Annotated in this window: 24 protein-coding genes; 20 read left to right on the plus strand and 4 right to left on the minus strand. The window is 67.0% G+C overall.

The window, feature by feature from the left end; translation table 11 throughout:
- The first annotated feature begins 74 nt into the window (after window positions 1-74).
- Genes ACWGRX_RS18805 through mnhG form a run of 6 tightly spaced genes read left to right on the plus strand, consistent with a single transcriptional unit; the run spans window position 75 to window position 6081 of the window.
- Window positions 75-2996 carry a monovalent cation/H+ antiporter subunit A gene (locus tag ACWGRX_RS18805; RefSeq protein ID WP_452118782.1) on the plus strand — a complete coding sequence of 974 codons (2922 nt, stop codon included), beginning with the start codon at window positions 75-77 and terminating at the stop codon, window positions 2994-2996.
- Window positions 2996-3340, plus strand: coding sequence for a Na+/H+ antiporter subunit C (locus ACWGRX_RS18810; RefSeq protein WP_066475707.1), 345 nt, complete (start codon window positions 2996-2998; stop codon window positions 3338-3340). Before ACWGRX_RS18805 ends, ACWGRX_RS18810 begins: the two co-directional genes overlap by 1 nt.
- A complete protein-coding gene (locus ACWGRX_RS18815; RefSeq protein ID WP_452118783.1) occupies window positions 3337-4968 on the plus strand; it encodes a monovalent cation/H+ antiporter subunit D in 1632 nt (543 codons plus the stop codon). Before ACWGRX_RS18810 ends, ACWGRX_RS18815 begins: the two co-directional genes overlap by 4 nt.
- Complete coding sequence (locus ACWGRX_RS18820; protein ID WP_452118784.1) at window positions 4965-5450, plus strand: Na+/H+ antiporter subunit E; 486 nt, start codon at window positions 4965-4967, stop codon at window positions 5448-5450. Before ACWGRX_RS18815 ends, ACWGRX_RS18820 begins: the two co-directional genes overlap by 4 nt.
- Entirely contained in the window at window positions 5447-5728 is a 282-nt protein-coding gene (locus tag ACWGRX_RS18825; protein ID WP_291635146.1) for a K+/H+ antiporter subunit F, read from the plus strand. The genes ACWGRX_RS18820 and ACWGRX_RS18825 overlap by 4 nt, the downstream gene beginning before the upstream one ends.
- Window positions 5725-6081, plus strand: coding sequence for a monovalent cation/H(+) antiporter subunit G (mnhG, locus tag ACWGRX_RS18830; RefSeq protein ID WP_291647677.1), 357 nt, complete (start codon window positions 5725-5727; stop codon window positions 6079-6081). The genes ACWGRX_RS18825 and mnhG overlap by 4 nt, the downstream gene beginning before the upstream one ends.
- 24 nt (window positions 6082-6105) lie before the next feature.
- Here mnhG and ACWGRX_RS18835 read toward each other — a convergent pair whose 3' ends face one another.
- On the minus strand, window positions 6106-7293 hold the full coding sequence (locus tag ACWGRX_RS18835; RefSeq protein ID WP_452118785.1) for a helix-turn-helix transcriptional regulator: 1188 nt from the start codon (window positions 7291-7293) through the stop codon (window positions 6106-6108).
- 234 nt (window positions 7294-7527) lie between these two features.
- On the opposite strand from ACWGRX_RS18835, the gene ACWGRX_RS18840 reads away from it, so the two are divergent.
- Entirely contained in the window at window positions 7528-8313 is a 786-nt protein-coding gene (locus ACWGRX_RS18840) for a hypothetical protein (RefSeq protein ID WP_452118786.1), read from the plus strand.
- Between the two features lie 81 nt (window positions 8314-8394).
- Here ACWGRX_RS18840 and ACWGRX_RS18845 read toward each other — a convergent pair whose 3' ends face one another.
- Window positions 8395-9558 (minus strand): acyl-CoA dehydrogenase family protein, encoded by a 1164-nt coding sequence (locus ACWGRX_RS18845; protein ID WP_452118787.1) that lies wholly within the window; start codon window positions 9556-9558, stop codon window positions 8395-8397.
- A gap of 17 nt (window positions 9559-9575) precedes the next feature.
- On the minus strand, window positions 9576-10739 hold the full coding sequence (locus ACWGRX_RS18850; RefSeq protein ID WP_452118788.1) for a dihydrodipicolinate synthase family protein: 1164 nt from the start codon (window positions 10737-10739) through the stop codon (window positions 9576-9578).
- A 109-nt stretch (window positions 10740-10848) separates the two neighbouring features.
- Here ACWGRX_RS18850 and ACWGRX_RS18855 point away from each other — a divergent pair, with 109 nt between their 5' ends.
- The 12 genes from ACWGRX_RS18855 to ACWGRX_RS18910 all read left to right on the plus strand — a co-directional run bounded on the left by ACWGRX_RS18855 (window position 10849) and on the right by ACWGRX_RS18910 (window position 22818).
- On the plus strand, window positions 10849-11949 hold the full coding sequence (locus ACWGRX_RS18855) for a LacI family DNA-binding transcriptional regulator (RefSeq protein ID WP_452118789.1): 1101 nt from the start codon (window positions 10849-10851) through the stop codon (window positions 11947-11949).
- A 28-nt stretch (window positions 11950-11977) separates the two neighbouring features.
- Window positions 11978-13570, plus strand: a complete 1593-nt coding sequence (locus tag ACWGRX_RS18860) for an acyl CoA:acetate/3-ketoacid CoA transferase (RefSeq protein ID WP_452118790.1) — start codon at window positions 11978-11980, stop codon at window positions 13568-13570.
- Window positions 13567-14340 carry an enoyl-CoA hydratase/isomerase family protein gene (locus ACWGRX_RS18865; RefSeq protein ID WP_452118791.1) on the plus strand — a complete coding sequence of 258 codons (774 nt, stop codon included), beginning with the start codon at window positions 13567-13569 and terminating at the stop codon, window positions 14338-14340. Before ACWGRX_RS18860 ends, ACWGRX_RS18865 begins: the two co-directional genes overlap by 4 nt.
- 1 nt (window position 14341) lies before the next feature.
- Window positions 14342-15106, plus strand: coding sequence for a 3-ketoacyl-ACP reductase (locus ACWGRX_RS18870; protein WP_452118792.1), 765 nt, complete (start codon window positions 14342-14344; stop codon window positions 15104-15106).
- 117 nt (window positions 15107-15223) lie between these two features.
- On the plus strand, window positions 15224-15892 hold the full coding sequence (locus tag ACWGRX_RS18875) for an amino acid ABC transporter permease (protein ID WP_452118793.1): 669 nt from the start codon (window positions 15224-15226) through the stop codon (window positions 15890-15892).
- A gap of 10 nt (window positions 15893-15902) precedes the next feature.
- Entirely contained in the window at window positions 15903-16553 is a 651-nt protein-coding gene (locus ACWGRX_RS18880; RefSeq protein ID WP_291647693.1) for an amino acid ABC transporter permease, read from the plus strand.
- Window positions 16554-16603: 50 nt separating this feature from the next.
- Window positions 16604-17425: a transporter substrate-binding domain-containing protein gene (locus ACWGRX_RS18885; RefSeq protein ID WP_452118794.1), complete on the plus strand. Its 822-nt coding sequence runs from the start codon at window positions 16604-16606 to the stop codon at window positions 17423-17425.
- 136 nt (window positions 17426-17561) lie between these two features.
- Complete coding sequence (locus ACWGRX_RS18890) at window positions 17562-18290, plus strand: amino acid ABC transporter ATP-binding protein (RefSeq protein ID WP_452118825.1); 729 nt, start codon at window positions 17562-17564, stop codon at window positions 18288-18290.
- Between the two features lie 122 nt (window positions 18291-18412).
- On the plus strand, window positions 18413-19942 hold the full coding sequence (locus tag ACWGRX_RS18895; RefSeq protein WP_452118795.1) for a sensor histidine kinase: 1530 nt from the start codon (window positions 18413-18415) through the stop codon (window positions 19940-19942).
- Window positions 19935-20681, plus strand: coding sequence for a response regulator (locus ACWGRX_RS18900; RefSeq protein ID WP_452118796.1), 747 nt, complete (start codon window positions 19935-19937; stop codon window positions 20679-20681). Before ACWGRX_RS18895 ends, ACWGRX_RS18900 begins: the two co-directional genes overlap by 8 nt.
- A gap of 137 nt (window positions 20682-20818) precedes the next feature.
- On the plus strand, window positions 20819-21391 hold the full coding sequence (locus ACWGRX_RS18905) for a TRAP transporter small permease subunit (protein ID WP_452118826.1): 573 nt from the start codon (window positions 20819-20821) through the stop codon (window positions 21389-21391).
- Window positions 21388-22818, plus strand: coding sequence for a TRAP transporter large permease (locus tag ACWGRX_RS18910; RefSeq protein WP_291635116.1), 1431 nt, complete (start codon window positions 21388-21390; stop codon window positions 22816-22818). The genes ACWGRX_RS18905 and ACWGRX_RS18910 overlap by 4 nt, the downstream gene beginning before the upstream one ends.
- 49 nt (window positions 22819-22867) lie before the next feature.
- Here ACWGRX_RS18910 and ACWGRX_RS18915 read toward each other — a convergent pair whose 3' ends face one another.
- Entirely contained in the window at window positions 22868-23977 is a 1110-nt protein-coding gene (locus tag ACWGRX_RS18915) for a PLP-dependent cysteine synthase family protein (protein WP_452118797.1), read from the minus strand.
- Window positions 23978-24282: 305 nt separating this feature from the next.
- Between ACWGRX_RS18915 and ACWGRX_RS18920 the strand changes: the two genes are divergently transcribed.
- Window positions 24283-25185, plus strand: a complete 903-nt coding sequence (locus ACWGRX_RS18920) for a ketopantoate reductase family protein (protein WP_452118798.1) — start codon at window positions 24283-24285, stop codon at window positions 25183-25185.
- Window positions 25186-25233 lie beyond the last annotated feature (48 nt).

Consider the following 25233-nt stretch of genomic DNA (forward strand, 5'->3'; position numbering starts at 1 on the left):
GTCAACCATAATGGACGGAATCGGGCAAGGCTGGAGTTCTGCGGCAGTCCAACTGGAAGGATCCCTCATCCATCATGGCGGACGACGCCTTACTCCTGAGCCTGATCGTCGCCCTGCCTTTCCTGGGCAGCCTGCTCGCGGCGCTCCTGCCCGCCAATGCCCGCAATGCCGAAGCCTGGCTCGCCGGGCTGATCACTGTCGGCATCCTGACCATCGCCGGGATCCTGTGGCCGAAAGTGGCCGAGCCCGCCGCCCTGCGGGCACAGTTCGAATGGCTGCCGGAATACGGCCTCAACTTCGTCCTGCGACTCGACGGGCTGGCTTGGCTCTTCGTCATCCTGATCGCCGGGATCGGCCTGCTCGTCGTGCTCTATGCGCGCTATTACATGTCGCCGGACGATCCGGTGCCGCGCTTCTTCTCGTTCCTGCTCGCCTTCATGGGCGCGATGCTCGGCGTCGTGCTGAGCGGCAACCTGATCCAGATCGTCCTGTTCTGGGAACTGACCAGCCTCTTCTCCTTCCTGCTGATCGCCTATTGGCACCATAGCCAGAGCGCCCGCGACGGCGCCCGCATCGCCCTGACCGTGACCGCCGCCGGCGGGCTATGCCTGCTCGCCGGCATGCTGCTGCTCGGCCATATCGTCGGCAGCTACGATCTCGATGTCGTGCTCGCCTCGGGCCCGAAGATCGTCACGCATCCGCTTTATCTGGCGGCGCTGATCCTGATCGCGCTCGGGGCCCTGACCAAGAGCGCGCAGTTCCCCTTCCATTTCTGGCTGCCGCGGGCCATGGCCGCGCCGACGCCGGTCTCGGCCTATCTGCATTCCGCCACCATGGTGAAGGCCGGGGTCTTCCTGCTGGCGCGGCTATGGCCGGCGATGGCGGGACACGAATACTGGTTCTGGGTGCTGGCGCCGATCGGCGTCGCGACGCTGGTGATCGGCGCCTTCCTGGCGCTGTTCCAGCAGGATCTGAAAGGGCTTCTCGCCTATTCGACGATCAGCCATCTCGGCCTGATCACCCTGCTGCTCGGGCTCGGCAGCCCGCTGGCGGCGGTCGCGGCAATCTTCCACATCATGAACCATGCGACCTTCAAGGCCTCGCTGTTCATGGCGGCCGGGATCATCGACCACGAGGCGGGAACACGCGACGTCCGCCGGCTCGGCGGGCTCTACCGCGCCATGCCGATCACGGCGACGCTGGCCATGGTCGCTGCGGCCTCGATGGCCGGCGTGCCGCTGCTCAACGGGTTTCTCTCGAAGGAAATGTTCTTCGCCGAGACCATCGAATACCATGTCGACACGGCGCTCGACCATCTGCTGCCCTATATCGCGACCGTCGCCGGCATGTTCAGCGTCGGCTATTCGCTGCGGCTGATCCATCAGGTCTTCTTCGGTCCGCCCGCGACCGACCTGCCACACAAGCCGCACGACCCGGTGATCTGGATGCTGCTGCCGGTCGGCCTGCTGGTGCTGACCTGCCTTCTGGTCGGCATCGTGCCGGCGCAGACCGTGGGCGGCGTGCTCGCTGTCGCGGTCGAGTCGGTGCTGAGGGGACAGACGCCGAGCTACAGCCTGGCCGTCTGGCACGGCTTCACCCCCGCCCTGCTGATGAGCTTGGTGGCGACGGCGGGCGGCATCGTCATCTATCTCTCGATGCTGCGCTATCTTTCCGGCAACATCGAAGGCGCACCGCTGCTGCGCGAGCTGAAAGGCAAGCGTCTGTTCGAGCGGGCGATCGTCTTCCTGTCCTGGCGCTGGGCCAAGGGCCTGGAGCAGATCGTCAGCACCGCCCGGCTGCAGCCGCAGATGCGCCTGCTGATCGGCGTCACCATCATGCTGGCGCTCTGGTCCTTCTATACGAGGCCGATCTCGCTGGTGCCCGGCAGCCTGCAGGGAGCCGATCTCGAATTCATGCTGGTCTGGGTGGTCGGTGCCGCCTGCGCGCTCGGAGCCGCCTATCAGGCCAAATATCACCGGCTCGCCGCGGTGATCCTGACCGGCGGCACCGGGCTAGCGGTCTGCCTGACCTTCGCCTGGTTCTCGGCTCCCGATCTCGCCTTGACCCAGCTCCTGGTCGAGATCGTCACCACCGTCCTGCTCCTGCTCGGCCTGCGCTGGCTGCCGAAGCGCATCGAGGGGATCGCCTCCGAAAGCGCCTTATCCGCCAGGCTGCGCCGCTTCCGCGACCTCGCCATCGCGATCTCCGGCGGCGCCGGACTGGCCGGGCTCTCCTATCTGGTGATGACCTGGCCGCTCGCCGGCAGCATCTCCGGGAATTTCCTTGAGCGCGCCTATACCGAGGGCGGCGGGCGCAACGTCGTCAACGTGCTGCTCGTCGATTTCCGCGGCTTCGACACGCTCGGCGAGATCGCCGTGCTCGGCGTGGTGGCGATCACGGTCTACGCATTGCTGCGCCGCTTCCGCCCGGCCCGCGACAGCATCGGGCTGCCAGAGCAGAAGCAGTTCCAGAACCTGTACGACGCCGACATCCAGGGCAGCGGCAAGGATCCGATCACGGCACATTACCTGCTGGTGCCGGGCCTGATCATGCGCCTGCTGTTCCCGGTGATCGCGATGATGGCGGTGTTCCTGTTCATGCGCGGACATGACCTGCCGGGCGGCGGCTTCGTCGCGGGGCTGACCTTCGCAATCGCCTTCATCCTGCAATACATGGCCGGCGGTGCTCGCTGGGTCGAAGCCCGGCTGCGCATCCTGCCGGTGCGCTGGATCGGCGTCGGCCTGCTGGTCGCTGCCTTGACCGGCGCCGGCGCCTTCGCCTTCGGGCGGCCATTCCTGACCTCGGCCTTCGCCTATGCCGAGCTGCCGCTGCTCGGCAAGCTGCCGCTGGCGAGCGCCCTCTTCTTCGATTTCGGCGTGTTCGCGCTGGTGCTGGGCGCAACCGTGCTGGTGTTGATCGCGCTGGCGCACCAGTCGCTGCGCGTCTATCGCGCTGGCGCCGCCCGCGCCAACGCAGCAAGCGGCGGGAAAAGCTGATGGAACTGATCGTCTCCCTCGCCATCGGCATCCTTGCGGGATCGGGCATCTGGCTCTTGCTGCGACCGCGCACCTTCCAGGTCATCATCGGCCTGTCGCTGCTCTCCTATGCCGTCAATCTCTTCATCTTCGGCATGGGCCGGCTGCGCGTCGGTGCTCCGCCCGTGCTCGACCCCGCCGCCGGCGGCGACATCTCGCGCTATGCCGACCCGCTGCCGCAGGCGCTGGTCTTGACGGCGATCGTCATCAGCTTCGCCATGACCGCCCTCTTCCTCGTCGTCCTGCTGGCCTCGCGCGGGCTGACCCGCAGCGACCATGTCGACGGCCGGGAGGGCGGCTCGTGAGCTGGCACGACCATCTCGTCATCGCGCCGATCATCCTGCCGCTGATCACCGGCGCGACGATGCTGCTCTTCGACGGTCGCAGCCGAACGGTCGCGGCCGTGCTCAACCTCGTCTCGACCTTCGCCCTGCTCGCGATCGCGATCAGCCTGGTCACGACCAGCGGCGGCCCCGATCCGGCCGCCGCCGTCAGGGTCTACCGGCTCGGCGACTGGCCGGCGCAGTTCGGCATCGTCCTGGTCGCCGACCGGCTGTCGAGCATGATGCTGTTGCTGACCGCGATCCTCGCCTGTGCGGCGCTGATCTTCTCGCTGGCCCGCTGGCATCGCTCCGGCAGCTATTTCCACCCACTCTTCCAGTTCCTGCTGATGGGGCTGAACGGCGCCTTCCTCACCGGCGACCTGTTCAACCTCTTCGTCTTCTTCGAGGTGCTGCTCGCCGCCTCCTATGGTCTCGCCTTGCATGGCTCCGGCCATGCCCGCGTGCGCGCCGGCCTGCATTACATCGCCATCAACCTCGTCGCGGCGCTGGTCTTCCTGATCGGCGTCAGCATGGTCTACGGCGCCGCCGGCACGCTCAACATGGCCGATCTCGCCGCCCGGATCGGCAGCCTGCCGGCGCGCGAGCGCGCGCTACTGGAAACCGGCACCAGCATTCTCGGCGTCGCCTTCCTGGTGAAGGCCGCGGCCTGGCCGCTCGGCTTCTGGCTGCCCGGCACCTATGCGGCGGCGAGCGCGCCGGTCGCCGCGCTGTTCTCGGTGATGACCAAGGTCGGCATCTACGCGATCCTCCGGATGGGCTTTCTGCTCGCCGGCCCCGAGGCCGCCGCCGGCTCCTCTCAGTTCGGCGATGTCTGGCTGCTCGCTGCAGGAGCCGCCACCATTCTCTTCGCCATGGTCGGCATGCTCGCCTCGCAGGATCTCGCCAAGCTCGCGAGCTTCTCGGTCGTGGTTTCGTCGGGAACCATGCTTGCCGTGCTCGGGACAAACGACGTCTCGATCATCGGACCGGCGCTCTATTATCTGGTGTCGTCGACACTCGCGATCGGCGCCTTCTTCCTGCTGATCGAGCTGATCGAACGCGGCCGCGCGCCGACCGACGACATTCTCGCGGTGACGCTCGAAGCCTATGGCATCGAGGACGAGGAGGAGCCCGGCGAAGACGGTGATGCCGGCGTCGCCGTGCCGGCGATCCTCGCCGTGCTCGGCGCGGCCTTCATCGTCTCGGCGCTCTTGCTCTCCGGCCTGCCGCCGCTATCCGGCTTCGTCGCCAAATTCGCGATCCTGGCCGGTGCGCTCGGCGGGAACGACCCGGCGACGGCGACCGGGATCGCCCCGGCCGCCTGGGCCTTGCTCGTGCTGCTGCTGCTCTCCGGCTTCGTGACGCTGATCGCCATGGTGCGCGCCGGCATCCGTTCCTTCTGGGCGGTGATCGAACGCGAGGTGCCGCGCGTGCGGGTGATCGAAGTGGCGCCCGTCGCAGCCCTGCTGCTACTCTGCCTCACCCTGACCCTGCAGGCCGGCCCGGCGATGCGTTTCATGCAAGCCACGGCGGTGGGGCTGCACGGTTCCGAGGCCTATATCCAGGGGGTTCTGACACCGACAGCGATGCCGGCGGGGGGCAAGCCATGAGCCGCTGGCTGCCCTCCCCGCTCGTCTCCGTGGGCCTGCTGGCACTCTGGCTGCTGCTGAACCAGAGCCTGTCGCCCGGTCACCTGCTGCTCGGCGGCGTGCTCGGCCTGCTCGGCCCGCTCATGCTGCGGCGGCTCGATGTCGCGCCGCTGAAGCTGCGCCGGCCGGCCGCGATTCCGCGCCTGCTCGGCGTGTTCATCGCCGACATGGTCCGCTCCAATTTCGCGGTGGCGCGCGTCATCCTGTTCGATCATGCCGATCGCAGGCCCGGCTTCGTCCGCATCCCGCTGCGGCTGCGCTCGCGCTACGGGCTGGCGGCCCTGGCCTGCATCATCACTGCGACACCGGGCACGAGTTGGGTCAGCTATGATCCGGCTACCGGCATGCTGGTAATCCATGTGCTCGACCTGAGCGAAGGGGACGACTGGTCCGCACTGATCGAACGGCGCTATGTCGGACTGCTGGTGGAGATCTTCGAATGAGCGCCGCGATCCTCGCCTTCGCCCTCGTCACCGGCCAGATCCTGCTGGCTCTGGCCATGGTCGCCGCCGCCTACCGCATCCTGCGCGGCCCGCGCGCCCAGGATCGTGTGCTCGGCATGGACGCGCTCTATCTCAATGCAATGCTGCTCCTGCTCGTCTTCGGCATCGGCTCCGGCACGACGCTGTATTTCGAGGCGGCGCTGGCGATCGGCCTGCTCGGCTTCGTCTCGACTGTTGCGATGGCGAAGTTCCTGATGCGCGGGGAGGTGATCGAATGATGTCGCTCCACGCCCTCCCTGCCTGGGCGGCGCTTCCGGTCGCGGCACTGATCCTCGCCGGCTCGCTGCTCGCCTTGACGGGGGCGCTCGGCCTGCTGCGGTTCAAGAGCTTCTATGAGCGCGTGCACGCGCCAACGCTCGGCTCGACGCTGGGAATGGGCTGCATCCTCCTCGCCTCGATGCTGTACTTCTCGGTCGGCCAGACGCGCCCCGTGGTGCACGAGATCCTGATCGGCCTCTTCATCACGATCACCACGCCGGTGACGCTGCTGCTGCTGGTGCAGGCGACGCTTTACCGGGACCGGCAGGAAGGCCGCGACCCGCTCGACGCAGACAATCGCCCGGAGGCATAGGGCGCCTCGTCTCGAAGCTGGCTTTTACATCGTCGATTCGGGTGGCCTGGCGCCTTCCGCGAGCAGCAGGGCGAGAAGCTCGCGCTGATTATGCGTCCCGGTCTTGCCGAAGGCACTCTTGATATGGGCGCGGGCGGTTTCGTAGGTGACCCCGAGCTCCTTCGCGATGTCGACCAGCGATCCGCCAAGCCGCAGAGCGCTGGTGATGCGGGCTTCCTGCTCCGTCAGACGATAACGCTCCCGAAAGCGAACGACGACATCCGACCGATCTGGAGGAAGCGCTCTGAGGATCACCAGGGCCGTCACCGCGGGGCTGAAATAAGGCAGCGGACCGCGCCACGCTAGGGAGTGCAGATTCGAAGCGAGCGGCAGGACCGAGACGGAAAGCCGGGTTCCGGCCCATTCGACCGCGAACTCGGCATGGCCTCCAGCGCCGCCAGGATATCTCGCACAGGTGGCCTGGACCGAGCGAGAGAACCTAGCATCGATCTCGGGCAGGCCGAAGGAAACGATATCGCGGGCCCGCACATTGATCAGCATGCCGCTGTCGATCAAGGCCTCGGCAGCGGCATTTGCCGCGACGAGCTTGCAGTCGGCGTTCACGATGAAGGCGGGATCGAGCAGGTGCTGCATGAGACCATCGCTGGGAGTTGCGTGCTGACCGCGCAGAACTGCGCGGTTGCAATCGAGTGCTCTACGCATACGGGCGGCCAAAGCCTGCATCACCGGTGCCAGCACTTCGTTCGTCCGCTCATGAGAGCGGCCATCATAGTGGACGCAGAAGAATGCAACGCGGTCGCGCTCATGCGCGATCTTGAGCCCCAGGGCCATGTCGGCCCGGCCCATCGGCTTCAGCCAGTCATTGTAGAACTCGGTGGTTTCAAGGACCCGACGCGGCAGAAGCGCATCGGCCAACGCGACTTGCGAGGTCGCCATCTCCTTCCAGATTCCCAGCCACGGATTGCGGGAAGCGAAATGCAGAAAATACGGCTCGAAATCGATGTCCTCCCAGCCGGCTCCGGCCAGAGGCATGGCATAGGGCGCCAGCCGATCATGGCCCTGGAAGATAACACGCACATCGGGGCGCAGGGCCTGGAAGGCAGCGCAGACATCCTGCCAGCGCTCGGGAGACAGAGCCGCCGCGTCGATCACTTCGCCGACCTGCGAAACCGCGCGAACGAACTCGGCACCACTCAGGCCGCGCAGCGCCATTCCGGATCCCCCGATCCCTTTTTGATTATGCCGATCATCCTCCAGCGGAAACCGAAGGGCAATGGGCTGTCCAGCTCGCGGCGTGCGATCAGCCGCAACTTAGTGATCCGCGCGGAACCCGTCCTACCCCAATTGGGTGACGGCAAAGATCCCGAACTACCGCAGACTTGAAACCAGCCGATCAAGGCTAGCCTGCTCGAACCGGGGGGATGGGCGGTGAAGGGCCGATGCGTGATGCGCCTTGCCGAAGCCTGGGGCCGCTGTCGCTTCTGCGACGGGACTGATATCGAGCCGTGTACCTGCCGGGACACCCAGGGCGACGCCGTCAGGATGGTCACACTTAGCCAGCTATGGGGTAATGCGGCTCTCGGACGAAGCTCCAACCCGGCCATACGTGCGGCGACCAACTCCAGGGAGCTTCACGCCATCGGCCGCCTTCGCTACCGGCTTTTCGTCGAGCGCGGCGGCGAGAGCTTTGTCCATGCGAGCCATGGCGACGGCTGGCTCCTGGAACCGATCGACACGGCGAGCCTCAATCTCTGGGCCGGTCCGGAACGCCGCTGTCTCGCTGCAGCCCGGCTTACCCAGGGCGCGGACGCCGTCACCGATCCCCGACTCGCAGCGATGCTTCGACGCAGCGCGCTGCCGGAGGGGGAACATCCCCATTCTCTGGTACTTTCGCGCCTGGCGATCCGGCACCAAGCTAGCGCCCTTCCGCTCGCCCAGGCCCTCGCCCGGCATGCCTACCGGGTCGGGCTCGAAGCGGGCGCCGACACGGCGCTCCTCGCCTCCCGCCCGGCAGACATCGTGTTCTTCACACGCCTTGGCTTCAGAGCCTCCGGCGCTGCGTGGACCGAGCCTGGCGTGGGCGAGCTCCGCTGCCTGACACTCGCGATGCGGGACCGCGCAACGCTCCGGGCGGTCAGCTCACCGTTGCTGGCCGAACTCGACGCGTTCGAGGCCAATGGCCCGTCCGCGACCGCAAAGGTCTCGATCCTCGACCTCCGCGACGATCTGTGAGGCCCGTGCCGAGCCTCCGGCCTTTCGCGGTTCCGATGCCCCCCGCCGACGAGGCCTCGACCATCTTCAGGTAGGGAGCGATCAGGCGCCGCCCCCGGCGCCGTGCTTGATCAGTTCCCGCGCGATGATGGTGCGCTGGATCTGGTTGGTGCCTTCGTAGATCTGGGTAATCTTGGCGTCGCGGTAAAGCCGCTCGACCTCGAAGCCCTGGATATAGCCGGACCCTCCGAAGATCTGGACGGCGTTCGCGGTCTGGGCGACAGCCATGTCGCTGGCGAAGCATTTGGCGATCGAGGCAGCCGAGGTCGCGGGCGCGCCATGGTCGATCAGCAGCGCCGCCCGCTCGACCAGCGCCCGCGCGGCGGCGATATCCTTGGCCATGTCGGCGAGCATCCATTGCAGGCCCTGGTTCTCAAGGATCGGCTTGCCGAACTGGCGCCGCTCGCGGGCATAGGCCAGCGCAGCCTCGAGCCCGGCCTGGGCGATTCCGACGGCGAGCGCGCCGATGCCGACACGGCCCTTTTCGAGCACGCTCATCATGATGTGGAAGCCGCGCCCCTGCGGACCGAGCATCGCCTCACGCGGCACTGTCACGCCATCGAAGTTCAGCGCGCCGACCTGGCTGGCGCGCTGGCCCATCTTGTGTTCCTTAGGCCCGCGCGAGACACCGGGCGCGTTGAGGTCGACAATGAAGATGCTCATGCCGCGATGGCCAGCGGCGGGATCGGTCGAGGCCAGCACGAAGCCGAGATCGGCGACCGGCGCATTGTGAATCCAGAGCTTGCCTCCGTCGATGACATAGCCATCGGCAGTCGCGCGCGCGGTCGTGCGGACATTGGAGAGGTCCGAGCCCGCCTCGGCCTCGGTCAGGCAATAGGCGACGCGGGTCTTGCCCAGCAGGATGTCCGGCAGATGGCGGGCACGCTGCTCGGCCGTGCCATAGCGCGTCAGCAGCGTGCCGATCAGCTCGACGAGACCGCACTGGTCGGCGACCGAGGCATAGCCGCGCGACAACTCCTCCATCACCAGCGCATAAGCGAAGGTGTCGAGCCCGGCGCCGCCATGCTCGGGATCGACGGTAAAGCCGAACAGGCCGAGCTCGCCCATCTGGCGATAGATCTCGGCCGGGAAGGCCGAGTCGCGGTCGAGCTCGGCGGCGGCCGGCCGCACCACCTCGTCGGCGAAGCGGCGGGCGGTCTCACGGATCTGCTGATAGAGTGCCGTGTCCTGGAGCGGCGCGTGCATGGCGTTTCCTCCCGTCCTCAGGCGATGCCGTTCAGGGCGCAGAGATGACCCATCCGCGTTGCCGCGCGCTCGGGATCGGCGAAGAGCCCGGCCTGGTCGGCGAGGCGGAAGAGATCGGCATAGTGCAGGATGCCGCGGGCCGCTTCAGCGCCGCCGACCATGCGGAAATGGTCCTGGAAGCCGTTCAGCCAGGCAAGGAAGACGACACCGCTCTTGTAGTACTGGGTCGGCGCCTCGAAGAGCCGGCGCGAAAGCGCGACGGTGGGGTCGAGGATGGCGTGGAAGCCCTGCCGGTCGCCAGCATCGAGGCAGGCGAAGGCGGCCGCCGCCGCCGGCGCGATCGGATCGAAGATGCCGAGCAGGCCATGGGAAAAACCCTGCGCGTCGCCGCCGATCAGCTCGGCATAGTTGAAGTCATCGCCGGTATACATCACGACGCCTTCCGGCAGTTTCCGGCGCATGGTGATCTCCTTGCCGGCGTCGAGCAGCGAGATCTTGATGCCGTCGATCTTGGCGGCATGCTCGCGGATCAGCGTCAGCACGGTCTGCATCGCCGGCTCGAAATCGCGGCTGCCCCAATAGCCGGCGAGGGCCGGGTCGAACATCTCGCCGAGCCAGTGCAGGATGACCTTGCCGCGGCACTGGCCGATCAGCCGGCCATAGACGGCAAGATAATCGTCCGGCCCCTTCGCGACGCGGCAGAGCGCGCGGCTCGCCATCAGTATGATCTTGCCGCCATGCTTCTCGACATGGGCGACCTGCTCCTCATAGGCGCGGATGACGTCGTCGAGCGTGGTCGCGGCATTGGCGTCGAGCTGGTCGGTGCCGGCACCGCAGGCGAGATCGGCGCCCGGCACGGTCTTCGCCTCGGCGAGGACGCGCGCGATCAGCTCGGCGGCATTGCTCCAGTCGAGTCCCTGCCCGCGCTGCGAGGTGTCCATCGCCTCGGCGATCTTGAAGCCTAGGCCCCAGAGATGGCGCCGGAAGGCCAGGGTCGCATCCCAGTCGAGCGCCGGGACGCGCCAGGGCTCGTCCAGCCTGCGCGGATCGGCGACGACATGGGCGGCGGCGAAGACGGTGCGCGTCCGCGACGGCGCATGGGTCCGAGGGAAGCGCGAGGCCGGCGCCTGCATGTAGCGCTCAGTCCCACCATCGGCCCGGGGCAAGGTGATCTCAGCCATCGCATCCTCCCGAAATGGAACGTTCCATTTAATTTATCTACTCCAACCGCTATAATTCATTGTTCCGGCGATTTGAAGAGAGATATTGCCACGTCTGTTCGGCAATGATATGGAACGTTCCAAATTCATAACGCCTTCGGGCAAATGGGACGAAGCGATGCCGCAAGGGGCGCAGCCCAGGGACAAGGTGACGATCATCGAGATCGCGGACGCCGCCGGCGTCTCGAAATCGACGGTCTCGCTCGTCCTGACCGGCCGCGGCAGCGTCAAGCCCGAGACGCGCGAGCGCATCCTCCAGGTGATGGACGAGCTCGGCTACGTCTATAATCGCGGCGCCGCCAATCTGCGCAACACGCAGTCCAAGATCGTCGGCCTCGTTCTCAACGACCTCTCCAACCCATTCTTCGCCGAATTCGCGATCGGCGTCGAAACCGTGCTGCAGATGGCCGGCTATGTCGCCTTCATGGCGAACACCGCCGAAAGCGTGGTGCGCCAGAGCCAGGTCATGAAGATGATGCGCGAGCATGGCGCCCGCGGCATCATCCTCTGCCCCGCGCTCGACACCACCGCCGAAGAACTGGCGCAGGCGAGCGGCCCGGACACGGCCCTGCTGGTCGCCATCCGCCGGCTGCCGGGCGTCGCGGCGAGTTCCGTGGTGCCGGACAATGTCGCGGGCTCGGCCAGGATCACCCGCCATCTCCTCAATCTCGGGCATAGGCGCATCGCCTATCTCGGCGGCATGAGTTCGATGGTGGTCCGGCAGGATCGCCATCAGGGCTTCAGCGAGGCGATGGCGAAGGCCGGCGTCGCGATCGATCCCGGGCTGAACCTCGAATGCATGCCGACCCGCGATGGCGGCTTCAGCGCGATGAGCTCGGCGCTAGCGCTGCCGAACCGGCCCACCGCCGTGGTCTGCTACAATGATGTCGTCGCCATCGGCGCCATGCTGGCCGCTGCAAGGCGCGGTCTCGTCGTCGGGCGCGACATCGCCATCGTCGGCTTCGACGACACCAGCGAAGCCCGGCATGTCTCGCCGGCCCTGACCACGATCGCGGTCGACGCGGTCGGGCTCGGCGAACAGGCCGCGGCCATGCTGCTCGAACGCATCACCAATCGCGCGGCGCCGGCGACCAGTCATGTCGGCCCGGCCGAGCTCGTCATCCGCGAATCCTGCGGCGCCTATCAGCATGCGCTGACGGCCGCCGGCTGACCCATTTTCACAACCGGACCAAAGCAAGATGGCGTTCCCCCGCATCCTCACCGCCGACGAAGCCGCCGCCCTGATCCCGGACGAGGCTATCGTCACCGTCTCCTCCTCATCGGGCCTCGGCTGCCCGGATGCGGTTCTTGCCGCGATCGGCCGACGCTTCGAGGCGAGCGGCCATCCGAGGCAGCTGACGACGCTGCACCCGATCGCCGCCGGCGACATGTCGGGCATCAAGGGCATCGACCATCTCGCCAGGCCCGGCCTGCTCGCCCGCATCCTCGCCGGCTCCTACCCGTCCGGCCCGTCGAGTGCCGAGCCGCCGGCGATCTGGAAGATGGTCACCGGCAACGAGATCCCGGCCTACAACGTCCCGAGTGGCATCCTGTTCGACATGCACCGCGAGGCTGCCGCCAAGCGCCCGGGCGTGCTGACCAAGATCGGCATGGAGACCTTCGTCGATCCGAGGAACCAGGGCTGCGCCATGAACGCGCGCGCCGCGGCCGAGCCGATCGTCAGCCGCGTCGATTTCGACGGCGAGGACTGGCTCTATTTCCGCAGCATCGTGCCGAAGGTTGCGATCATCCGCGCCACCACGGCGGATGAGCGCGGAAACCTCTCTTATGAGCACGAGGGCGGCTATCTCGGCCCGCTCGACCAGGCGCTCTCCGTCCGCAACAATGGCGGCATCGTCATCGCGCAGGTGAAGCGCGTCGTCGCCGCCGGCTCGCTGAAGCCGCAGCAGGTCTTCGTGCCCGGCATCCTGGTCGACGCCATCGTCGTCGCGCCCGAGCAGATGCAGACGACGCAAACGATCTACGACCCCGCGATATCCGGCGAGATCGCCCGGCCGCTGTCGAGCTTCGAAACCCCGGCCTTCGACGTCGCCAAGGTGATCGCGCGGCGCGTCGCGCAGGAGCTGCGCCATGGCGACGCCGTCAATATCGGCTTCGGCATCTCGGCCAATGTGCCCCGCATCCTGATCGAGGAAGGCCAGCACGGCGCCGTCACCTGGGTGATCGAGCAGGGCGCAGTCGGCGGCGTGCCGCTGCTCGAATTCCAGTTCGGCTGCGCCTCCAATGCCGAGGCGATCGTGCCCTCGCCGTACCAGTTCACCTATTTCCAGGGCGCCGGCTTCGACATGTCGCTGCTCTCTTTCCTGCAGATCGACCGCCAGGGCTCGGTCAACGTCTCGAAGCTCGGGGTCCGTCCGCACGTCACCGCCGGCGCCGGCGGCTTCATCGACATCACCGCCCGGGCCCGGCGCATCGTCTTCTCCGGCTATTTCAGCGCCGGCGCCAAGCTCGGCATTGCCGACGGCAAGCTGGTCATCGAGAAGGAAGGCAAGGTCCGGAAACTGGTCGAGGCCGTCGAGCACATCTCGTTCTCGGGCCCCCGCGCCATCGCCCAGGGCCAGGACATCACCTACATCACCGAGCGCTGCGTGATGAAGCTGACCGCCGAGGGCATCATCGTCAGCGAGATCGCGCCCGGCGTCGACCTCGAGCGCGACATCCTCGCCCAGGCGGAATTCGCGCTGCTGGTGCCGCAGCCGCCGAAATTGATGGATGCGGCGCTGTTCCAGGAGGCCCTGCTCGGCCTCGCCATTCCCCGGAGGGCCGCATGAGCGATCCCGTCACCCTCGAGATCGCGGACGGGCTCGCGATCATCACGCTCGCACGCCCCGAAAAGCTCAATGCGCTCGACGACGTGATGGTTGCGCTGCTCGGCCGCCATGCCGAGACGATCGATGCAGACCGCTCGGTGCGCGCGGTGATCCTGACCGGCGAAGGCAAGGCCTTCTGCGCCGGCGGCGACATCGTCGCCTGGGGCGGGCTATCGCCGCTTGAGATGGGCCAGGGCTGGGTGCGCTCCGGTCATCGCGTCTTCGACAAGCTGGCGCGGATGAAGCCGCCGGTGATCGCGGCGATGAACGGTCATGCGCTCGGCGGCGGGCTCGAACTCGCCGTCACCGCCGACATCCGGATCTGCGAGGTCCAGGCCAAGATCGGCCTGCCGGAAAGCGGACTCGGCATGATCCCGGGCTGGTCGGGCACGCAACGCCTGGTCAAGCGTCTCGGCGGGCGCGTCGCACGCCGCCTCGCCCTCACCGGCGAGATCGTCACCGCCGAGACGGCGCTGTCGCTCGGGATCGTCGATCAGGTCGTCGAGAAAGGCGGCGCGCTGGCAGCCGCCAAGGCCATGGCCGAGCGCGTGCTGACGCGCGGACCGGTGGCGAACATGGTGGTCAAGCAGTTGATCAACGCCGCCGAGGACGAGGATCGCGCCGCGATCATGGAGACGCTGGCGACTTCGCTCGTCTCCTATACGGACGATGTCAAGGAAGGCGTCGGCGCCTTCAAGGACAAGCGTCCTCCGAGCTATCGGGGGTCGTGAGATGGCACGCCCCGTCGCCCTGATCACCGGCGGACGGCGCGGCATCGGCCGCGCCATCGGCCTCGCCCTCGCACAGGCAGGCCACGACATCGCCTTCACCGATATCGCCGAGGACGAGGCGGTCGCCTCGTCCAAGGCGGCCTTCGCCGAAGCCGGCGCGCGCGTCTTGTTCGTCCGGCACGATGTCACCGCGATCGAAAACCATGCCGGGCTCGTCGCGGCCGTGCTGCGAGAATTCGGCCGGCTCGACCTCTTCGTCTCGAATGCCGGCATCGGCGCGCCGGTGCGCGGCGACATGCTGGAGATCACGCCTGAATCCTATGATCTCGTCATGGGGGTCAATCTGCGCGGCGCCGCCTTCCTGAGCCAGGAAGTCGCCAAGGCGATGATCGGCCAGAGTGACGTTCGGCACCCTGCGATCGTCTTCATCACCTCCGCCAGCACGGAACTGGTCTCGATCGATCGGGCGCAGTACTGCGTCTCGAAGATCGGCCTCTCGATGTGGGCCAAGGCGCTGGCCGTCAGGCTGGCGCCCGAGGGCATCGCGGTCTTCGAGGTCCGGCCGGGCGTGATCCGCACCGAGATGACGGCGAAGGTCGCGGCAAAATACGACGCCCGCATCGCCGAGGGGTTGATCCCGGCCGGGCGCTGGGGCGAGGGAGAAGATGTCGCGCGCTGCGTGGCCGGCCTGGCCGGCGGCGGCTTCGCCTATGCGACGGGAACGGTGATCAACGCCGATGGCGGGTTGATGATTCCGCGCCTGTAGTTAGGTTCGGCGCCGACAACCCGGCGCCGGAGACGTGGCGGTCGCCGTCAATGGACAAGGAGAAGGGGGCATGATGACAGCAAAGACCGGCATAGTCCCCCGGATGGGACGCACTGCATGAGCTATGAGTTCGATTTCGCTTCGGTCTTCGAAGCCTGGCCCGAGCTGCTCCACGGGCTGATCAATTCGCTGGTGCTCTCGGCCGCAGCCATGGCGATCGGCATGATCGTCGCCGTTGCCGGCGCGCTCGGCAAGACATCCGGCCCGAAATGGCTGGTCTGGATCATCGACGGCTATATCGAGCTGATCCGCAACACGCCGTTCCTGATCCAGATCTTCATGATCTATTTCGGCCTGCCCTCGCTCGGCCTCAAATTCTCGTCCAATACCGCGGCGCTGATCGCGCTGGTGGTCAATGTCGGCGCCTATGGCATCGAGATCATCCGCGCCGGCATCGAAAGCATCCAGAAGGGCCAGGTCGAGGCCGGAAAATCGCTCGGCATGCGGCCGCTGCAGATCTTCCGCTACATCATCCTGAAGCCGGCGATCCAGGCGATCTACCCCTCGTTGACCAGCCAGTTCATCCTGCTGATGCTGAATTCGAGCGTCTGCTCGGTGATCGCGGCGACAGAGCTCACCGCCATCGCCGGCGACATCCAGTCGCGGACCTTCCGCAGCTTCGAGGTCTATTTCATCGTCACCTGCATGTATCTCGGCCTGTCGATGTTCTTCTGGACGGCCTTCGCCGCGATCGAGCGCAGCTTCCTGCGCAAGCCAACCCGCTAGGTCTGAGACGATGCGTGAACTTGGACCCAACGAAATCATCTTCATCCTCGCCGCCGTGCGCTGGACCCTGCTGCTCTCGCTCGTCGCCTTCCTCGGCGGCGCGCTCGGCGGCGCCTTGGTGGCGCTCGCCCGCACCAGCGAGATCAAAGGTCTCAGGCTGATCTCGAACGGCTACATCAAGCTGTTCCAGGGCACGCCGCTCCTGATGCAGCTCTTCCTCGCCTTCTTCGTGCCGGGGCTTTTCGGCTGGTCGGTCGATCCCTGGACTGCGGCCGCGCTCGGCCTGTCGCTGCATGCCAGCGCCTTCCTCGGCGAGATCTGGCGCGGCGCCATCGAGGTCGTGCCGCGCGGCCAATGGGAGGCGGCGACCTCACTCGGCCTGCGCTACACCCCGAAAATGGCGCTGATCATCGTGCCGCAGGCGATCCGCATCGCGATCCCGCCGACGATCGGCTTCCTGGTGCAGCTGATCAAGGGCACCTCGCTGGCCTCGATCATCGGCTTCGTCGAGCTGACTCGCGCCGCCCAGGTGATCAACAACGCCACCTTCCGGCCGTTCACGATCTTCGCGCTGGTCGCGCTGGTCTACTTCCTGATCTGCTGGCCGCTCTCGGCCTACAGCAAGCGGATGGAGCGCAAGCTCCTGGTCGCCGCGCGCTAGCGCGACGGCCCGAGCCACCCCCAAAAAGGCAATCTGAGGAGAAACGCCTGATGTCCCTGTTCAAGTCCATCGCCCGCCGCAGCCTCGGCGCACTGGTCCTCGCCGGCTTCGCCGCCGCGACCCTCGGCGCTGCCCCGGCCAAGGCCGCCACGCCCGAGGAGATCAAGGCCCGCGGCAAGCTCATGGTCGGCCTCCTGACCGACTACCCGCCCTTCGGCGGCACCGACGCCAACCAGCAGCCGGCCGGCTACGATGCCGACGTCGCGGCGCTGATGGCGAAGTCGCTCGGGGTCAAGCTCGAGCTCGTGCCGGTCACCGGCCCGAACCGCATCCCCTATCTCCTGACCAACAAGGTCGACGTGCTGATCGCGACCTTCGGCATCACCGCCGAGCGCTCGAAGCAGGTGCTGTTCTCGAACCCCTACAGCTCGCTGACGATCTATGTGCTGGCGCCCAAGAGCCTGAACATCAAGACGACCGACGACCTGAAGCCGGTGACCATCAGCGTCGCCCGCGCCTCGACGCAGGACACCGCGATCACCGCCGCCGCCCCGCAGGGCACGCAGATCAAGCGCTTCGACGACGACGCCACCGCCCTGCAGGCGCTGATCTCCGGCCAGGTCCAGGCCATGGGCGCGAGCAACACCATCCTCGCCCAGCTCAACAAGGACTATCCGCAGCTCAACATCGAGCCCAAGCTGACGATGCGCGAGCAGGCCAACGGCATGGCCTTCCGCAAGGCCGACACGGCACTGGCAGAGTTCGCCAACAAGTTCATCGCCGAGATCGAGAAGAACGGCGAGCTCTCGGCGATCAACAAGCGCTGGTTCGGCGTCGAGCTGACCAAGCTGCCGCCGATGCCGCAGTTCTGATCCGGGACGACGACGCTGCGCCCGGTCAAGCGCCGGGCGCAGCGCCACAAGACGCAAGCGACGAGAAAAAGTGATGGCGAGCGAAGCGACCGCGACCAAGACCGCGGCAAGGTCGGACGAAGCCCCGATCATCCAGATGCGCAAGGTCGACAAGTTCTATGGCGACTTCCATGTGCTCAGGAACATCGACCTCTCGGTCACCCGCGGCGAGCGCATCGTGATCTGCGGGCCCTCGGGCTCGGGCAAGTCGACCCTGATCCGCTGCCTCAACCAGCTCGAGGAGCACCAGTCCGGCGCGATCGTCATCGACGGCACCACGGTGCATGCCGGGTTGCGCGGCATCGAGGATGTCCGCCGCGAAATCGGCATGGTGTTCCAGAGCTTCAACCTGTTCCCGCATCTGACCGCGCTGGAGAACTGCACGCTGGCGCCGATGAAGGTGCGCGGCATTCCGAGAGCGGAGGCCGAGGCGGCGGCGCGCGTCATGCTCGAGCGGGTGCATATCCCCGAGCAGGCGATGAAGTTCCCGATCCAGCTCTCGGGCGGCCAGCAGCAGCGCGTCGCGATCGCCCGCTCGCTCTGCATGAACCCGAAGATCATGCTGTTCGACGAGCCGACCTCGGCGCTCGATCCGGAGATGGTCAGCGAAGTGCTCGACGTCATGGTCGAACTCGCCGAAAGCGGCATGACCATGCTGGTCGTGACCCATGAGATGGGCTTTGCCCGCAAGGTCGCCGACCGGGTGATCTTCATGGATGCCGGCGAGATCGTCGAGGTCGCGCCGCCCGAACAGTTCTTCCGGGCGCCGGAGAACGAACGCACCCGCAAGTTCCTCGGCCAGATCCTGCATACCGCCGGCCACTGAGGCCTGCCCCCGCGGAAGCTGAGCGAGCCGGAGCGCCGCTCCAGGTCGGCGATGCAGAACATCGACGCGGGTCTCCGCGCCTTCGCTATGCTGGGCGGGTTGAGCTACGGAGCCCGCCCGCAATGCGTCTGAAGCAGTCGCTTCTCGGCTACGCCAATGTGCTGCTGCTGGTCGCAGTTGCGACGGTCCTCGCCGCCACGGTCGTTTCGTTCGCGACGCTGGACAGCGTCTCGGCGATCTACATGCTGCCGGTCCTCATCGCCGCCGTCCACTACGGAACTGGACCGGCGATCATGGCCGCCCTCCTGGGTGCATTGCTGACGACGCTGTTCTACCCGCCGCTGTTCAGCGTGAAGGTCGTCCGTCTTCCGCAGCTCATCGACCTCGTGACCTCGCTGGTCGTCGCCCTGGTGATCGGGCAGCTCGCCGGGCGGATCCGCCAGGAGATGCTGAGGGCCCGAAACCGGGAGCGCGAGATCCGGCAGCTCTACCAGCTCGGCGGCGCCATGGCGGCCGCCGGCGATGCCGACACGATCTATGGGATCGTCGCCGACCATATGAAGCAGGTCCTGGCCCGGCAGGTGACGGTGTTTCGGATGTCGCCGCGCGGACACATCGAGGCTGTCCGCGCACCGACCGGCAGCGCGGTGCCGGAGGCGTTGACCGCCGCAGCCGGCAACTTTGGCCGCGGCGTAGCGAAAGGTGCAGCGACCCCGGTCGCACGCGTCGATCTCGGCGCGCACGGACACTGGCTGCTCTGCCGGTTCGGCGCGCAGGACCGAACGGATGCGGTGCTGGCGGCTGCACTCGGCGATCTCGGCGAAAATCCGGCCGAAGAGCTGGTGGCTCAGACGAGCTCGATCCTCGCCGAAGGCTCGCGTTCGCTGGAGCGGCTCGGCTTGTCCAAGGCGGTCGAGGAGCGCAATCTGCGGCAACGGACGGACGAGCTCCGTGACATCCTGATGGAATCGGTCTCGCATGACCTGCGAACCCCGGTCGCCAGCATCATGGGGGCGGCGAGCGTGCTGGCGGCGGCTCCCGCCATCGCCAGCACGCCCGAGCTCACCGGCCTCGCGGGCGCGATCGGCGGCGAGGCCCGGCGTCTCGACCTGCGCATCCAGAACCTGCTCGACGTCACCCGCATCCGCTCCGGCGCCCTGCAGCCGCGGCTCGACACGGTCGACGCCGCCGATCTCATCAACGCCGCCATGGAGGGCGCCGCCGCGAACCTGCGGGGCCGCAGGATCGAACGGCATTTCGCGGCTGATCTGCCCTTCCTGCGCATCGACCCGGCCCTGGTCGAGCAGGCGCTGATCAACGTCCTCGACAACGCCGCCAAGTTCGGACCGGCGGTGGCCGCCATCGCAATCTCAGCCTCGGTCGAGGCTGAAAAGCTCGTCATCTCGATTCGCGACCAGGGGCCGGGTCTCGACGCTGGCGAGAGGGAGCAGATCTTCGAGCGCTTCTATCGCGGCGAGCGCCATGCCGACATCGCCGGCGGCAGCGGACTCGGCCTCGCGATCGCCAAGGTCTTCGTCGAAGCCAATGGCGGAACGATCGAGGCCTTGAGCGAAGGCCCGAACCGGGGCACGACAATGCAAATCGCGCTGCCGCTCGCCGCCGACCAGCCGACCGGAGACGATGATGAGTGAAGCCACGCGCTCGACCCCGCCGCTGCTTGCGCTGGTCGTCGACGACGAGCCGGAGATCCGCCGCTTCCTGCGCACCGGGCTGGAGATGCGGGGCTTCAGGGTCGTCGAAGCCCCGACGGCGCGCGAGGCCATCGAGCTCGCCGTCATGCGGGCGCCTGATCTGGTGGTGCTCGATCTCGGCCTGCCCGATGCCGACGGCGCGAGCGTGCTCGCCGAGCTGCGTTCATGGTCGAAGGTGGCGGTGATCGTGCTTTCGGTGCGCAGTTCGGAGGCCGAGAAGGTCGCATTGCTCGAAGCCGGCGCGGACGACTACATCGTCAAGCCGTTCGGCATGGCCGAACTGCTCGCCCGTGCCGGCGTCGTGCTGCGCCGGGTGGCGACGCGAACCGCGCCGGCGCCCATCCTGCGCGTCGGCGGGCTGACGCTCGATCTTGCCCAGCGGATCGTCAGCCGCGACGGCGTCGTCCTGACCCTCTCACCCAAGCAGTTCGCGCTGCTACGGGCGCTCGCCGCTCATCACGGACTGGTCCTGACCCACCGCCAATTGATGCGTGAGCTCTGGCCGCACGATCCCGACGAGGACGTGCAGTATCTGCGCATCCTGATGAAGAAGCTCCGCAACCGGATCGAGCCCGACCCTGCCCGCCCGATCTATGTCGTGACCGAGCTGGCTGTCGGCTACCGGCTGCGCACGCAGGAGCAATTCGACGCAGCCGGCTATGCGATGGCTATGCCCTAGCCTCATAAGCGCCATGGAACGGCTAAGCGCATAGCTGCTAGCTCCCGACGAAGTCTGCGCGGCGAAAGAGCCGCGCAGGGCCGCGGCAGGGAGCGTTCATGTTCAAGGTCTGGCTGGCGCTCGCCTCGATCGGCGGCATGGCTTTACTCGTCGCGATAGCCTGGCTGTTCTGCCGGCAGCTGCTGCCGCTTTCCCGCGCCATCGACAAGCTCGGCGAATGGCTCGGCGTGATCGCGAGCTGGCTCGTCCTGCTCGCCTGCCTGGTCAGCGCGATCAACGCGACGGTGCGCTACCTCGTCTCCTACAGCTCGAACGCCTGGCTCGAGCTGCAATGGTACATGTTCGCCGGCATGGTGCTACTCGGCGCCGCCTATACGCTGAAGGTCAACGAGCATGTCCGCGTCGACCTGATCTATGGCACGATTTCCGACCGTGCCCGCCACTGGATCGACCTGCTCGGCGGCGCGATCTTCCTGACGCCGATGTGCCTGGTGATGATCTGGTTCACCTGGCCGTGGTTCGTCCAGGCCTGGACGCTGAACGAGAGCTCCAGCAATGCCGGCGGCCTGATCCGCTGGCCGGTCATCCTGCTCCTGCCGGTCGGCTTCGCCCTGATCCTGCTCCAGGGCTTCTCCGAGATGATCAAACGTGCGGCGGCGCTGCGCGGCTTCCATCAACACGAATACGCTTACGAGAAGCCGCTGCAATGATCGACGCCATCCGCGACAATCTCGGCCCGATGATGTTCGCGGGCCTCGTACTGTTCCTGCTGATCGGCTACCCGGCGGCGTTCTCGCTCGCTGCGGTCGGCCTGTTCTTCGGCTTCGTCGCCATCGAGATGGGTGTGATCAGCCACACCTACATGGGCAACCTGACGTTCCAGCTCTACTCGATCATCTCGAACGACCTGCTGCTCTCGATCCCGTTCTTCACCTTCATGGGCGCAGTGCTCGAGCGCTGCGGCCTCGCCGAGGACCTGCTCGACTCGATCGGCCAGCTCTTCGGCAGCGTCCGTGGCGGGCTGTCCTATGCGGTGATCTTCGTCGGTGCGATCCTCGGCGCGATCACCGGCACGGTCGCGGCCTCGGTCATCGCGATGGGCGTGATCTCGCTGCCGGTGATGATGCGCTACGGCTACAATATGCGGCACGCCACCGGCGTGATCGCAGCCTCCGGCACGATCACGCAGCTGATCCCGCCCTCGCTCGTGCTGATCGTCCTCGCCGACGTGATGGGCAAGTCGGTCGGCGACATGTATGCCGGCGCGATCGGCCCCAGCATCGTCCAGGTCGCGCTGTTCTGCGTCTGGGTGATGATCCTCAGCATCCTCAAGCCCGAGCAGGTGCCGGCGCTGCCGCCGGAGGCACGCACCCTGTCCGGCTGGCCGCTGGCCGTGAAGTGCATCCGCGGCATCGTCCCCTCCGGCGCGCTGATCTTCCTGGTGCTCGGCACCATCTTCCTCGGGCTGGCGACCCCGACCGAGGCAGGCGCGATGGGCGCCGTCGGCTCGCTGATGCTCGCGGCGATGTACGGGACGCTGACCAGGAAGCTCACTTATCAGGCGATGTCCTCGACGATGCGGATCACCGCGATGGTGACCTTCATCCTGATCGGCGCCCGCGTCTTCAGCCTGGTGTTCCAGGGCGTCGGCGGCGGCCTGTGGATCGAGCACATGCTGACCGGGCTGCCCGGCGGTCAGGTCGGGTTCCTGACCTTCACCATGGTGTTCATCTTCTTCATCGCCTTCTTCCTCGACTTCTTCGAGATCGCCTTCATCATCATCCCGCTGCTGGCCCCGGCGGCGACCAAGCTCGACATCAACCTGATCTGGTTCGGCCTCCTGATCTGCGCCAACATCCAGACGGCGTTCATGCACCCGCCCTTCGGCTTCGCGCTGTTCTATCTGCGCGGCATCGCGCCGCCGCAGGTGAAGAGCCGCGACATCTATCTCGGCTCGATCCCGTGGATCGTGCTGCAGCTGATCCTCGTCGGGCTGATGATCATCTTCCCTGAGATGGTTACCTACTGGCTCGAAAAGCCGGTCACGCTCGATCCCGCGGCGTTGCAGAAACAGTTCGACGCCCTGCCCTCAGTCGGCACGTTCGACCTGGAGGGACTGGCGCCGCCCAAGCCCTGACGCTGCCTCGGCGGCAAGCCCGCACCTCTGCGTAAGGGGCGCGCCGCCGTCAGGCTTCGTCGAGCTGGAGGTCGAAGCTGCTGCCGGCCAGCACGGCTTCGACCAGGCTTTCATAGGGCGCGGGGTCCAGCCCCTTCTCCGCAAGCCAGGCCGGATCGTAATAGGTCTTGCTGTAGCGTTCGCCGGCATCGCAGATCAGCGTGACCAGCGATCCCTGCCGACCGACCGCCTTCATCTCGCCGGCCAGCCAGCAAAGGGCGAGGAAATTGGTTCCGGTCGAGCCTCCGACGCGGCGACCGAGCCGACGCGACAGCACGTTCATCGCCGCAATCGAGGCCGCATCGGGAATGCGGACCATCCGATCGACGACCCCCGTCACGAAGGAAGGTTCGACGCGCGGACGGCCGACCCCTTCGATGCGCGAGGCGCGCTCACAGCGGCACTGCGCATCCGCCAGACGGTAGCCGTCGAAAAAGGCGGAGTGCTCGACATCGGCGACGCAGAGCCGGGTGGCATGGCGCTTGTAGCGCAGATAGCGCCCCAGCGTCGCCGAGGTGCCGCCCGTGCCCGCGCTCATCACCATCCAGCTCGGGACCGGATGCGGCTCGCGCTCCATCTGGCGGAAGATCGCTTCGGCGATGTTGTTGTTGCCGCGCCAGTCCGTCGCCCGCTCGGCATAGGTGAACTGGTCCATGTAATGGCCGCCGAGCCGGCGGGCGAGCGCCTCGGCCTCGGCATAGAGCAGGCTGCCATCCTCGATGAAATGGCAGGTCCCGCCATAATGCTCGATGGCAGCGACCTTCTCGCGCGAGGTCGAACGCGGCATCACCGCATAGAAGGGCACGCCGATCATGCGGGCGAAATAGGCCTCCGACACCGCCGTCGAACCCGAAGACGCTTCGACGACCGGCGTGCCTTCCCGGATGTGGCCGTTGCAGAGGGCGTAGAGGAAGAGCGAGCGTGCCAGCCGATGCTTCAGGCTGCCCGTCGGATGGGTCGACTCATCCTTCAGATAGATGTCGATGCCGGCGAGCTTCGGGCATTCGAGCTTGAAGAGATGCGTGTCGGCCGAGCGGTGCTGATCGGCATCCAGCGCCGCGACGGCCTGGTCGACCCAGTCGCGGGAACAGGATCTGGGAATGGCGGGACGAACGATCATGCACGAGGACCAGCAAGGAGAATCCTCCCATTATGCCGATTTCACCCGTGCCCGCCACACCAGCGAACCGCACCACCGGAGCGCAAGCCGGCGGCAGCGGAGCCGGCACGCGCGGGCTGCCATGCCTGCCGCGCATGCGATGAGCGCGCGAGAGGGTCGCGGCCCAAAGCAATGTCGTAGTAGGAAGGCGGGTGATGCGACGCTCCGGGCCCGGCGCGCGCCGAGCACGATATCGCCCTGGCCGGTGCGCGGCGCCATCGCTGCCGCAACCCGTGCCTTGCAGGCATCCGGAGGTGGAGAAACCGATGAAGATTGCGGTCATGGGTGCCGGAGCGGTCGGCTGCTATTACGGCGCGATGTTCGCGCTGGCCGGCCATACGGTCACGATGATCGGGCGCCCCGCGCATGTCGAGGCGATGCAGGCGGACGGCATCGTGCTGCTGAAGGCCGGCACCCGCCATCGGGCACCGGTACAAGCCACCATCGAGCCCTCGGGCGTCGCAGGCGCCGAACTCGTGCTGATCTCGGTCAAGTCGGACGACACGGTCGCCGCCGCCACGGCCATCGCCCCTCACCTTGCCAACAATGCGCGGATCCTCAGCCTGCAGAACGGCGTCGACAATGCCGAGCGCCTCGAAGCGGTCTTCGGCCGCGCCGTCATCCCCGCGGCAGTCTATGTCGCGGTCGAGACGCTCGCGGCCGGGCAGGTTCGGCACAATGGCCGCGGTGAACTGGTGATCGGCGCCGGCCCGGACAGCGAGGCGCTGGCACAAAGCTTCGCGCAGGCCGGGATCCCGACCGATGTCTCGGCGAATGTCCGGGACGTGCTCTGGACCAAGCTGACGATCAATTGCGCCTATAATGCGCTCTGCGCGATCGGAGAGCTGCCCTATGGCGCGATGGTCGGCGTCGCCGGCGTCCCCGAAGCCATGGCCGATGTCGTCGCCGAATGCCGCGCCGTCGCCAGTGCCGCCGGCGTCCGGCTGCCCGATAATCTCGGCGACGCCGTCACGGGACTGGCCGCCGCGATGCCGAGCCAGTTCTCCTCCACCGCGCAGGATCTCCAACGCGGCAAGAAGACCGAGATCGAGCATCTCAACGGCTATGTCGTCAGGACGGCCGAGACATTCGGGATCAGCGTTCCCGCCAATCGCATGCTGCTCGCCTGCATCCGCCTGCGCGAGGAATTCAACAACCGAGCCTCCTGAACCGCGACGAGGCCGGCAACCGATCCGGACGCCGACGATGGGCGCCCA

The organism is Allobosea sp. NPDC055594 (genome assembly GCF_053618995.1).

Bases quoted from the DNA above. Each gene is read 5' to 3' on its own strand.
- ACWGRX_RS18805 (WP_452118782.1), top strand. From the start codon at position 75: ATGGCGGACGACGCCTTACTCCTGAGCCTGATCGTCGCCCTGCCTTTC.
- ACWGRX_RS18810 (WP_066475707.1), top strand. From the start codon at position 2,996: ATGGAACTGATCGTCTCCCTCGCCATCGGCATCCTTGCGGGATCGGGC.
- ACWGRX_RS18820 (WP_452118784.1), top strand. From the start codon at position 4,965: ATGAGCCGCTGGCTGCCCTCCCCGCTCGTCTCCGTGGGCCTGCTGGCA.
- ACWGRX_RS18825 (WP_291635146.1), top strand. From the start codon at position 5,447: ATGAGCGCCGCGATCCTCGCCTTCGCCCTCGTCACCGGCCAGATCCTG.
- mnhG (WP_291647677.1), top strand. From the start codon at position 5,725: ATGATGTCGCTCCACGCCCTCCCTGCCTGGGCGGCGCTTCCGGTCGCG.
- ACWGRX_RS18835 (WP_452118785.1), bottom strand. From the start codon at position 7,293: ATGGCGCTGCGCGGCCTGAGTGGTGCCGAGTTCGTTCGCGCGGTTTCG.
- ACWGRX_RS18840 (WP_452118786.1), top strand. From the start codon at position 7,528: ATGCGCCTTGCCGAAGCCTGGGGCCGCTGTCGCTTCTGCGACGGGACT.
- ACWGRX_RS18845 (WP_452118787.1), bottom strand. From the start codon at position 9,558: ATGCACGCGCCGCTCCAGGACACGGCACTCTATCAGCAGATCCGTGAG.
- ACWGRX_RS18850 (WP_452118788.1), bottom strand. From the start codon at position 10,739: ATGGCTGAGATCACCTTGCCCCGGGCCGATGGTGGGACTGAGCGCTAC.
- ACWGRX_RS18855 (WP_452118789.1), top strand. From the start codon at position 10,849: ATGGAACGTTCCAAATTCATAACGCCTTCGGGCAAATGGGACGAAGCG.
- ACWGRX_RS18860 (WP_452118790.1), top strand. From the start codon at position 11,978: ATGGCGTTCCCCCGCATCCTCACCGCCGACGAAGCCGCCGCCCTGATC.
- ACWGRX_RS18865 (WP_452118791.1), top strand. From the start codon at position 13,567: ATGAGCGATCCCGTCACCCTCGAGATCGCGGACGGGCTCGCGATCATC.
- ACWGRX_RS18870 (WP_452118792.1), top strand. From the start codon at position 14,342: ATGGCACGCCCCGTCGCCCTGATCACCGGCGGACGGCGCGGCATCGGC.
- ACWGRX_RS18875 (WP_452118793.1), top strand. From the start codon at position 15,224: ATGAGCTATGAGTTCGATTTCGCTTCGGTCTTCGAAGCCTGGCCCGAG.
- ACWGRX_RS18880 (WP_291647693.1), top strand. From the start codon at position 15,903: ATGCGTGAACTTGGACCCAACGAAATCATCTTCATCCTCGCCGCCGTG.
- ACWGRX_RS18885 (WP_452118794.1), top strand. From the start codon at position 16,604: ATGTCCCTGTTCAAGTCCATCGCCCGCCGCAGCCTCGGCGCACTGGTC.
- ACWGRX_RS18890 (WP_452118825.1), top strand. From the start codon at position 17,562: ATGCGCAAGGTCGACAAGTTCTATGGCGACTTCCATGTGCTCAGGAAC.
- ACWGRX_RS18895 (WP_452118795.1), top strand. From the start codon at position 18,413: ATGCGTCTGAAGCAGTCGCTTCTCGGCTACGCCAATGTGCTGCTGCTG.
- ACWGRX_RS18900 (WP_452118796.1), top strand. From the start codon at position 19,935: ATGAGTGAAGCCACGCGCTCGACCCCGCCGCTGCTTGCGCTGGTCGTC.
- ACWGRX_RS18905 (WP_452118826.1), top strand. From the start codon at position 20,819: ATGGCTTTACTCGTCGCGATAGCCTGGCTGTTCTGCCGGCAGCTGCTG.
- ACWGRX_RS18910 (WP_291635116.1), top strand. From the start codon at position 21,388: ATGATCGACGCCATCCGCGACAATCTCGGCCCGATGATGTTCGCGGGC.
- ACWGRX_RS18915 (WP_452118797.1), bottom strand. From the start codon at position 23,977: ATGATCGTTCGTCCCGCCATTCCCAGATCCTGTTCCCGCGACTGGGTC.
- ACWGRX_RS18920 (WP_452118798.1), top strand. From the start codon at position 24,283: ATGAAGATTGCGGTCATGGGTGCCGGAGCGGTCGGCTGCTATTACGGC.